This window comes from Pigmentiphaga sp. (assembly GCF_019689535.1).
Lineage (GTDB): Bacteria > Pseudomonadota > Gammaproteobacteria > Burkholderiales > Burkholderiaceae_B > Pigmentiphaga.
The window spans coordinates 1-8,321 of sequence record NZ_JADGHH010000161.1; the positions used below are offsets into that span (position 1 = coordinate 1).

The following is an 8,321-nucleotide window of genomic DNA, read 5'->3' on the forward strand; positions in this document are numbered from 1 at the left end:
CCCCAATGCCCCCCCGCCGGATCGCGTCTTCAAACTGCCCGCGCGTGAAAGGCAGGACCCCCGTCGCCGCCAAGGCGCCGAACAAGGCTGGGCTGATGGGGCTGCCCGCCTCCTCGGCCACGCGGCCAAAATCGGCGGCCACGAAGCGGCGAGCCGCGGCGCGGCAGCCTTCGAGCAAGGTCGCGGAATCGACCCGCGCGTCGCCCATGGCCGTGCGCTCCGCCATGGAATACACCCTATGGGTGGAAGCGACCAGCAGCGTGCGGTCTTCCGTCACCAGCCCGCGCTGCAGGGCACGCGCAGCCTCCATCAACTCCGAGGCAATGACCACGTCCACCTCGCCCGGCACGGGGCCGAGCGCAAGCACCGGCACCTCGCCCGGCGGCACGTCGGCCTGCCGGAACAGCTCCACGTAGTACACGGTGGCTCCCGTGCGCTGCGCCACGCCCGGGACGGATGTAGCCTGTGCCAGGTAGCCATTGTGCTCGGCCAGGTCGACGAGCCAGTCCGCCAGCACGCCGCCGCCCTCGCCGCCCATCGCGAGGATGGCGATGGTGATGGCGCGCGGCGTCGTGCCTCGTTGCGCGGCGGCCATGGCCGCCTGGGCCTGTGCGTCGTGGGCGCTCATGCCGCCAACCCCGCCAGGCGACGCTCGATGCGGCGCTGCAGGGCGCCAATGACGAGCTTCCCGAGCCGGGCCCGGAGACGGTCCCAGGCGTTCGGATTGTGGATGATGCGCGCGCGGTAGAAAGAGGGGCACAGCACCGCGGCATGCGCAACCTCCCCGCACAAGCCGCAGCCGACGCAGCTGTCCACCACGGCGGCAACCGGATCCGTGCGCAGCGGGTCGGGGTGGTCGCGGATCGTCAGCGACGGACAGCCCGAGAGCCGGATACAAGAGTGATCGCCGGTACAGGTGTCGGGATCGACGCCGAAGCGCTCGCGTACCACGCGTTTGCCGGCCTCTGCCATCTTGCGCATCAACGGCCGGACGCGGCGCTGCTTGTTGAGCATGCATTCGCTCTGCGCCACGATGACCTTCGGCCCCTTCTCGGGCGTGGTCAGCGCCTTGCGCAATACGTCACGCATGCGGGCCACGTCATAGGTGCGCGTTACCGTCTGCACCCACTTCACCCCGACGCCGCGCACGGCACGCTCGATCGGATGACGGGTGCTGCGCAGCGGGTTCTGCGCCTGGGACGAAGGAAGGTCTTGGCCGCCTGTCGCCGCCGAATACCCGTTGTCCACGACGAGCAGCACGCTATCGGCCTGGTTGAAGACAGCGTTGCCCACGCCGCTGGTCAAGCCGTTGTGCCAGAAGCCACCGTCGCCCATGATGGAAATCGTGCGCCGGTTCGTCTCGCGCGTGTTCAGCGCCGCGGCACCCGCCCACCCGAGGCCGTAGCCCATGGTGGTCGCACCCAAGTTGAAGGGAGGCAGGACCGAGAACAGATGGCAGCCGATGTCGCAGCTAATGTGGTGGGCCCCGAGCTCGCGCTCGACCAGCTTGATGGCCGTAAAAATCGGCCGTTCCGGGCAACCCGTACAGAATGAGGGCGGGCGTCCGTGCACTTGTCCGGCCGCGCGCTCTATCGCGAAAGCCTTGGGGTTGTCGGCCATGCGCTTCGGCGAGGCAGGCCGGGCGGCGCGCGGCAACGGCCGCCCCTCGAGCAGCACCGGTTCATAGCGACGCACGTACTCTGCCAGGCCCTTGAGCAGCACGCCGCCGGTGTACTCGCCCGCCATGGGCAGCACGTCCTTCCCATGCACGCGCGTGTCCAGGTCGGCGCGGCGCAAGATGGCGTGGACGGCCTGCTCGATGTAGTCGGGCTGCCCTTCCTCCACTACCAGGATGCTGCGCTTGCCCGCGCAGAACCGCACGAACTCTTCGTCCACCAAGGGATAGGTCACGTTCAGCACGTAGAGCGGGATTTGCGAGCGGCCGAAGGGATCGGCCAGCCCCAGTAGTTCCAGCGCGCGCAGCACGCCGTTGTACATGCCACCCTGCATGACGATGCCGATGTCGCGCCGGTCGGCCGAGAAGAACTCGTTGAGGCCGTGCTCGGTGATGTAGTGCACTGCAGCCGGCCAGCGCTTGGCGATTTTTTCTTGCTCGTGCAGGTACGATGCGGGCGGCAGGACAATGCGCTCGACGTCCCGGACCGGATGCTCGATCGCGTCCTTGAGCGTGAAGGCCGGCCGCTTGTTGGCCCGCGTCTTGAAGCGGCCGTGCACGTGGCAGGCCCGTATGCGCAACTCCAGCATCACCGGCGTGTTGCTGGCCTCGGACAGCGCGAAGCCGTGTTCGACCGCGCGCACCATGCTTTCCAGGTTGGGCCTGGGATCGAGCAGCCAGACTTGCGATTTCATCGCGAAGGCGTGCGAGCGCTCCTGCATGATGCTCGAGCCCTCGCCATAGTCTTCTCCCACGATCAGGAGCGCACCGCCCGTCACGCCGCCGGAGGCGAGGTTAGCCAGGGCGTCGGATGCGACGTTGGTCCCGACGGTGGACTTGAAGGTGACGGCGCCGCGCAGCGGATAGTTCACCGATGCCGCAAGCGTCGCAGCCGCGGTTGCCTCGGAAGCGCTATGCTCGAAATGCACGCCCAGTTCTTCGAGGATGTCGTGCGCGTCGGCGAGCACGTCCATGAGGTGCGAGATCGGGGCACCCTGGTAGCCTGCGACGTAGGCAACGCCGGATTGAAGCAGCGCCTTGGTGACGGCGAGTATGCCTTCCCCCCGGAATTCGTCGCCCTCGCCCAGCCTGAGCTTGCCGACTTCGTTTGCGAACGAGCGCTCCGCCATCGCTCCCATCTCCTCTGTGGCGTGCTTCGGCTCTATTCTTTTCCACGAAGGGCGCCCCGGGCCAATGGTTTTTTCGTATATTCGACATTGGTTTGGTGAATGTCTAAGAGAGCCCCCATACAGGGAATCCATGACCCACCGGCCTTTGCCTTCGCGCCGTTGTGGCAAGCCGTCGGCGGCAAGCAGACACCCACCGGGAACTCCCATGAACTTCCGCCAGCTGGACCTCAACCTGCTCCGCGTCCTCGTCGCCATCTACCAGACCCGGTCCGTCACCGCCGCGGGCAAGATGCTGGCGCTCTCGCAGCCGGCCACGAGCAACGCCCTCGCGCGCCTGCGCTATTTTTTCGAAGACGAACTCTTCCTGCGCACGCCGCACGGCCTCATTCCCACCAGCGTCTGTGAACACGTCGCGCCCGCGGTCGCCAACGAACTGCGGTCCTTGGAAGCGCTCGTGAGCGGCCGGGAAGCATTCGACCCCATGCACAGCCATGTCGAATGGCGCGTGTCGCTGTCGGACTTGGGAGAGATGACCTTCCTGCCCACGCTCGCCGCCGCCTTGCACGTCGAAGCGCCGCACGCCCGGCTGACCAACGTCTCGGTCCTGGCCTCCGACGTGGCCGCTGCACTGGAGGCCCGCGAAATCGATTTCTCCATTGGCATTCTTCATCCCAAGCGGCGCGGCATCCAGGCCGACGTGCTGTTCCACGAACCCTACGTGGCCATCAGCGCCCCCGACTGGCTGCCTTCCGCGGGCCACCAGGGCAAGACCCTCACGCCCAGCGAGCTGGCCTCCGCCTCGCTTGCCGTGGCGGCACCCACCGCGACCTTCCACGACAGCGTGCGCGACATGTTGGCGCGCCTGAAGCTCGATCACCGCATCGTCGTGCGCGCACTGCATTACGGCGCCTTGCCCGAGATCGTCATGAACTCGCGCATGCTGGCCATCGTCCCCACCACGTATGCCCGCAACGCGAAGGACCGCTACGGCTTCAAGGTCTGGACCCTGCCCGATCCGCCCTACTACGACGTGCGGTTGATCTGGCACGCCAACACGGCGCGCGACCCATCCCTGCAATGGGTGCGGGCGCTGGTGCGCCGCCTGTTCGCCCAACCGGCTCCGTCCAAGCGCGGCGCCGGACGGACGCGACGCGAACGCGCGGGCGCCTCTCCTGCGATTCCCGGGAAGTGAGGCCAACCGGCCCCTTGCGCGGACGGCCCTAGGTGGAAGGCATCGGCGCAGGGCGCTCAGCCCCCGCCGCACACCTCGCGCCGGATCGCTTCGCGCACGCGCGCGGCCATGGCGTGCCGGTGATCCTCATCGCCGGCTTCGGGAACCACGACCGGCAGGTAGATCACCTGCACCGAAATACCCGTCGTGCCCAGCACGCGCCAGGCATTGCCAAGCAGGGTTTCATCGCCGATATAGGCGGGCAGCGTGCTGGGCCGCCCATGCTGTAGATAGCGCAGGGCCACGGGTTGGATGGGCACGCCGGCCCGGCGTGCGGGTTCGAATAGGCCGGCATGGAAAGGCAGCACGTCGCGTCCGTCGGACGTGGTGCCTTCGGGGAAGAGGCCGATGAGCTGGCCGCGCTGGAAGCGCTCGCGCATGGCCTCGGCCACGCGATGGACGGCACGCCGGCTGCCGCGCTCGATGAATACGGTGCCCACGCCGGCGATCAACCACCCCAGCACGGGCCAATCACGCAGCTCGCGCTTGCCCACGAAGATGGTGCATCGCACGCTGCTGAGCGCATAGATGTCCAGCCACGAGATATGGTTGGCGATCAAGAGTGCCGGGCCCTCCAGCGGAGGCCGGCCGCTCACATGCACCCGCACGCCGCACCAACGCAGCAGCCAACGCGACCACCAGTTGTTGATCCGATCGCGCGTGGGCACGTCTACCAGCCGGAACACCGTGGCCAGCACGAGGAGCCCGAAGCCCACCCAAGCGGTCACGAGCGCAAAGCGCACGGCAAACCGCAGCAGGTGGGCGCACCACCGCACCACGCTGCGCACGGTCAGGCGGCCGCCTCGTACGCGACGTGGCCGGCCACCATGGTCGCGCGCACTTTGCCGGGCAGCTCCATGCCCAGGAAGGGCGTGTGCTTGCCTTGACTGACCAGGCTCTGTTCGCTCACCGTCCAGTGTGCGTCGAGATCGACGATGCAGAGGTCCGCGAGCGCGCCCACGCCGAGCTGTCCGCACGAAGCGAGCACCTTGTTGCCCAACACGCGGGCGGGTTCGCTCGTGACGCGGGCGACGGCCTTGCTAACCGGTTGTTGGGTGTCGCGGGCCCACTTCAGCGCCAGGGACAAAAGCAATTCCAGGCCCGTGGCCCCGGGCTCGGCCTCACCGAAAGGCAGCAGCTTGTCGTCTTCGTCCACGGGCGTGTGGTCCGAGCAAATGGCATCGATCGTGCCGTCGGCGAGCGCGGCGCGGATGGCGTCCCGGTCCCGTTGGCCGCGCAGCGGCGGCGAGAAGCGGCAGTGGGCGTCGAAGTAGCCGATGTCCACGTCCGTCAGATGCACGTGGTGGGCGCCGACGTCGCAGGTGACAGGCAGCCCTTCGGCGCGGGCGCGCCGGACCAGCTCGAGGCCGGCCGCGCTGGAGATGCGGCACAAGTGCAGGCGCACGCCGGTGACGCGTTGCAGTTCGAACAAAGTGTGCAGGGCGATGGTCTCGGCCTGCTCCGGTATGCCGGCCAGCCCCAGCCGAGACGCCATGGCACCGCTCGCCGCCACGCCTTCCCGCGACAACCACGGGTCTTCCGGACGCAGCCACAGCGCATAGTCGAAGGTGCGCGCGTATTGCATGGCGCGCAGCAGTACGCTGGTGTCGGTCACGGGCACGTCGGCCTGGGAAAAGGCCACGCAGCCCGCTTCGGTCAATTCGGCCATTTCGGTGATGACTTCACCCTTCAGGCCCACGGTCATCGCCCCCAGGGGATAGACATGGGACTGATTGAGCTGGCGGGCGCGATGCTTGAGCATCTCGACGAGCCCCGGTTCGTCCAGCACGGGATCGGTGTCGGGCGGCAGCACCAGGCTGGTGACACCGCCGGCGAGCGCGGCCTGCATTTCCGATTCGAGCGTGGCGCGATGCTCGAAGCCCGGTTCGCGCAACCTCGCCGAGAGGTCTACCAGCCCCGGCAATACGGCCAGGCCCCGCGCGTCGATGACCCGGTTGGGGGAGAACCCCTCCGGCGCCTGCCCGATGCCGACCACGCGCCCGGCAGCGATGTAGATGTCGTTGACGGCGTCAATGCCGTTAGCCGGATCGATCAGGCGGCCGCCCTGTATGCAAATCTTCATGGGGATCAGGCTCCAGCGACGATGCTCATGACGGCCATCCGGACCGCGATACCGAAAGTCACCTGGTTCAGGATGACGGCCTGCTTGCCGTCAGCCACCGACGAGTCGATTTCTACGCCCCGGTTCATGGGGCCCGGATGCATGACGATCGCGTCGGGCTTGGCCAGCGCGAGCTTCTCCTGCGTCAAGCCGTAGTGCTTGAAATACTCCTGCGCCGAGGGCAGCAGCGCGCCGCGCATGCGTTCATTCTGGAGGCGGAGCATGATGATCACGTCCACGCCCTTGAGCCCCTCGGCCATGTTGGTGAACACGCGCACGCCCATCTGCTCCAGCCCCGAGGGGAGCAGCGTCAGCGGGCCGATGGCGCGCACTTCCGGCACGCCCAGCGTGGTCAGCGCATGGATGTCCGACCGCGCCACGCGCGAGTGGAGGATGTCGCCGACGATCGCCACCGTGAGCTGGGAGAAGTCCTTCTTGTAGTGACGGATGGTATACATGTCGAGCAGCCCCTGCGTGGGGTGCGCGTGACGGCCGTCGCCAGCGTTGATGACGTGCACGTGGGGCGCGACGTGGCGGGCGATCAGGTGCGGTGCGCCGCTGGAGGCGTGGCGCACCACGAAAAGATCGGCCTGCATGGCCGATAGGTTGTTGATGGTGTCGAGCAGCGATTCGCCCTTGCTGGCCGACGAGGCGCTGATGTTCAGGTTGTAGACGTCGGCCGACAGGCGCTTGGCGGCGATTTCGAAGGTGGTCCGGGTGCGCGTGGAGTTCTCGAAGAACAGGTTGAACACGCTCTTGCCGCGCAGCAGCGGTACTTTCTTGATCTCGCGGTCGGCCAGCGGCACGAAGGATTCCGCGGTGTCGAGGATGTGGGTCAGGATGTCCCGGGGCAATCCCTCCACGGTCAACAGGTGGGTAAGCTCGCCGTTGCTGTTGAGCTGCGGGTTACGCATGTTGCGGCTCCTGGGGCGGCAGGGTTTCGAAATCGATCTTGAAAGACTCGCCGTTGCGCGATAGTACGAGATTGCGGCCGGGCGGCAGCTCAATGGTGGCGGCGGCAAAATCGGCGGCGACCGGCAGCTCGCGGCCGCCGCGGTCCACCAGCACGGCGAGCTTGATCGAGGCCGGGCGGCCGTAGTCGAACAGCTCGTTCATCGCGGCGCGTATGGTGCGCCCGGTGTAGAGCACGTCGTCGATCAGGACCAGGTGCTTGTCGTCCACGTCGAATGTGATGGCCGACGGCTTGACCTGGGGATGCAGCCCGATGCGCGCGAAATCGTCGCGGTAAAAGCTGATGTCGAGCTTGCCCGGCGCCTCGGGCAACCCGAGGTCCCGGTGCAGGCGCTCGGCGATCCACGAGCCGCCCGAATGGATGCCCACCAGGTGCGTGCGCCCGGCGGGCAGCGTGGCCATCAGGTCCCGCACGGCCTCGCGCAGCCGCACATATAGCGCCTCGGCGTCGAGGGAAGGAGGAGTTGGAGTCATGGCAGTTCCGGAAAAAGAAAGCAGTCGTCAGCCAGGGCACCCCGGCGGCGGGCGCGACATGACGGGCGGACTGGCATCGAAATAGCTTTGCAGGATGATGGCGGCGGCCACGGCGTCGACCCGCAGGCCGCGCCCGGCGGCGCCCATTTCGGCCTGGGCGGCGAGGCTGGTGCCGCGCTCGTCCACCAGCTCGACCGGCAAGCCGTAGCGTCCGTGCAGCTGGTTCGCGAACCGGCGGCACAACGCCGTCATGGGCTGTTCGCCGCCATCGGCGTCCAGGGCCAGCCCGACGACCAGCCGCGCGGGCTGCCACTCCTGCAACAATTGCTCGACGCGGGCGAAGCGGGCCTCGCGCGTGGTATTGGCGAAGACTTCGAGCGGACGGGCGTGCCGCGTCAGGGTATTGCCGACGGCAACGCCGATGAACTGGGTCCCGTAATCGAATGCGAGCAGCGTCTCGTCAGGCATGGCCGGCTTCGCCTGCCAGCATGATCGGGTCGATGCCCAGCAGCGCCAGGGCGGCGTCGAAACGCTCGCGGGGCGGAACGTTGAAAATGATCTCGGGCGTGGCGGACACGCTGAGCCAGGCGTTCTCGGCCAGCTCGTCCTCCAGCTGCCCCGCCCCCCAGCCCGCGTATCCGAGCGTGACCAGCATCTGCCCCGGCCCCTGCCCTTCTGCCACGGCCTGGAGCACGTCGCGGGACGTCGTCAAGGCGA

9 protein-coding genes are annotated in these 8,321 nt (G+C 67.7%); 1 reads left to right on the top strand and 8 read right to left on the bottom strand.

The window, feature by feature from the left end:
* Positions 1-595: 2-oxoacid:acceptor oxidoreductase family protein (locus tag IRZ12_RS13340; RefSeq protein ID WP_296469254.1), on the bottom strand; the 595-nt coding region annotated here is incomplete at its 3' end.
* Between the two features lie 29 nt (positions 596-624).
* Positions 625-2,805 carry an indolepyruvate ferredoxin oxidoreductase subunit alpha gene (locus IRZ12_RS13345; RefSeq protein ID WP_296469236.1) on the bottom strand — a complete coding sequence of 727 codons (2,181 nt, stop codon included), beginning with the start codon at positions 2,803-2,805 and terminating at the stop codon, positions 625-627.
* A 205-nt stretch (positions 2,806-3,010) separates the two neighbouring features.
* Here IRZ12_RS13345 and IRZ12_RS13350 point away from each other — a divergent pair, with 205 nt between their 5' ends.
* The gene (locus IRZ12_RS13350) at positions 3,011-3,997 is read left to right on the top strand and encodes a LysR family transcriptional regulator (RefSeq protein WP_296469238.1); all 987 of its coding nucleotides are present in this window, start codon (positions 3,011-3,013) and stop codon (positions 3,995-3,997) included.
* A gap of 56 nt (positions 3,998-4,053) precedes the next feature.
* Here IRZ12_RS13350 and IRZ12_RS13355 read toward each other — a convergent pair whose 3' ends face one another.
* The 6 genes from IRZ12_RS13355 to IRZ12_RS13380 form a co-directional block, all read right to left on the bottom strand.
* The gene (locus tag IRZ12_RS13355; RefSeq protein ID WP_296469240.1) at positions 4,054-4,824 is read right to left on the bottom strand and encodes a 1-acyl-sn-glycerol-3-phosphate acyltransferase; all 771 of its coding nucleotides are present in this window, start codon (positions 4,822-4,824) and stop codon (positions 4,054-4,056) included.
* A gap of 2 nt (positions 4,825-4,826) precedes the next feature.
* Complete coding sequence (locus tag IRZ12_RS13360) at positions 4,827-6,119, bottom strand: dihydroorotase (protein ID WP_296469242.1); 1,293 nt, start codon at positions 6,117-6,119, stop codon at positions 4,827-4,829.
* Positions 6,120-6,124: 5 nt separating this feature from the next.
* Positions 6,125-7,072: an aspartate carbamoyltransferase catalytic subunit gene (locus tag IRZ12_RS13365; protein ID WP_296469244.1), complete on the bottom strand. Its 948-nt coding sequence runs from the start codon at positions 7,070-7,072 to the stop codon at positions 6,125-6,127.
* Positions 7,065-7,604 carry a bifunctional pyr operon transcriptional regulator/uracil phosphoribosyltransferase PyrR gene (pyrR, locus tag IRZ12_RS13370; protein ID WP_296469246.1) on the bottom strand — a complete coding sequence of 180 codons (540 nt, stop codon included), beginning with the start codon at positions 7,602-7,604 and terminating at the stop codon, positions 7,065-7,067. The genes IRZ12_RS13365 and pyrR overlap by 8 nt, the downstream gene beginning before the upstream one ends.
* A 27-nt stretch (positions 7,605-7,631) precedes the next feature.
* Positions 7,632-8,072, bottom strand: coding sequence for a Holliday junction resolvase RuvX (ruvX, locus tag IRZ12_RS13375; protein ID WP_296469250.1), 441 nt, complete (start codon positions 8,070-8,072; stop codon positions 7,632-7,634).
* On the bottom strand, positions 8,065-8,321 hold a 257-nt coding region (locus IRZ12_RS13380), incomplete at its 5' end, for a YqgE/AlgH family protein (protein WP_296469252.1). The genes IRZ12_RS13380 and ruvX, both read right to left, overlap by 8 nt.

What these genes read in the sequence shown, in the direction of transcription:
- IRZ12_RS13345 (WP_296469236.1), bottom strand. Translation starts at nt 2,805, where the DNA reads ATGGCGGAGCGCTCGTTCGCAAACGAAGTCGGCAAGCTCAGGCTGGGC.
- IRZ12_RS13350 (WP_296469238.1), top strand. Translation starts at nt 3,011, where the DNA reads ATGAACTTCCGCCAGCTGGACCTCAACCTGCTCCGCGTCCTCGTCGCC.
- IRZ12_RS13360 (WP_296469242.1), bottom strand. Translation starts at nt 6,119, where the DNA reads ATGAAGATTTGCATACAGGGCGGCCGCCTGATCGATCCGGCTAACGGC.
- IRZ12_RS13365 (WP_296469244.1), bottom strand. Translation starts at nt 7,072, where the DNA reads ATGCGTAACCCGCAGCTCAACAGCAACGGCGAGCTTACCCACCTGTTG.
- pyrR (WP_296469246.1), bottom strand. Translation starts at nt 7,604, where the DNA reads ATGACTCCAACTCCTCCTTCCCTCGACGCCGAGGCGCTATATGTGCGG.
- ruvX (WP_296469250.1), bottom strand. Translation starts at nt 8,072, where the DNA reads ATGCCTGACGAGACGCTGCTCGCATTCGATTACGGGACCCAGTTCATC.